The sequence below is a fragment of the Parafrankia sp. Ea1.12 genome (assembly GCF_900465275.1).
Taxonomy (GTDB): Bacteria; Actinomycetota; Actinomycetes; order Frankiales; family Frankiaceae; genus Parafrankia; species Parafrankia soli.
The window spans coordinates 1-705 of the sequence record NZ_UBIZ01000041.1 but is presented as its reverse complement, the minus strand read 5'-3'; the positions used below and the strand labels follow the sequence as shown (position 1 = coordinate 705).

General features: G+C 67.7%; 1 pseudogene. It reads right to left on the bottom strand.

The window, feature by feature from the left end:
- Nucleotides 1-463: pseudogene (locus FMEAI12_RS37555) on the bottom strand (group II intron reverse transcriptase/maturase); the annotation flags it as partial.
- Nucleotides 464-705: the final 242 nt, after the last annotated feature.

The window sequence follows — 705 nt, the reverse complement described above, 5'->3', positions numbered from 1 at the left end:
TCTTGTCCTCCAGCGTGGCGATACCGAGCGGCCGCAGCCGCCCGTCCGCCTTCGGGATGTACACCCTCCGCGAGGGACTCGCCCGGTAACGCCCCGAGTGGATCCGGGCGTGCAGGTCCCGCAGGTTACCCTGAAGGTCCCGCCCATACTCCCGCCACGTCACCCCGTCCACGCCGGGCGCGGCCTGCGGGCGGATCGCCCGGTACGCCGCCTCCAGGCGGTCCAGGTCCACGTGGTGGAGCAGCGCGGTGAACCGCATTCCCTTGTCCTGCCGTGCGGCTAGGCGCACACGATCCAACGGGCTTGACACGCCTGGCCCGGCTCTGCGTCCGGGACGTGTTTCGCTGGCCGTGTTCCCCTTGGCCACGCCCCTTCCCTCCCCCACCTCCGCACCCGCTCGCACGGGCTTGTTCGGCAGGTTCACAGGTACTATTGGCGTGTCCGACTTCCCGTGTCCGTGCATCCCAGGATTACCGCCTCGGCGTTCCCTGGACGTCCCGCCGGTCATCACTCCGACGGGCGGACGCGGGATCTCCCGGTTCTCGTGCTTGGAGATTCCGTGCATGCCATGGTTCTCTGACCTACATCCGTCAGTAACGACGGTTGGCGTGATCAAAGATCGGTGATCTTTCCCTTTCCGGCTTGTTGATGGTGTTTCCGGCTGGTGGGCAGGGTGACGGCCCGGCTGTCGTACCGGGTGGGCGC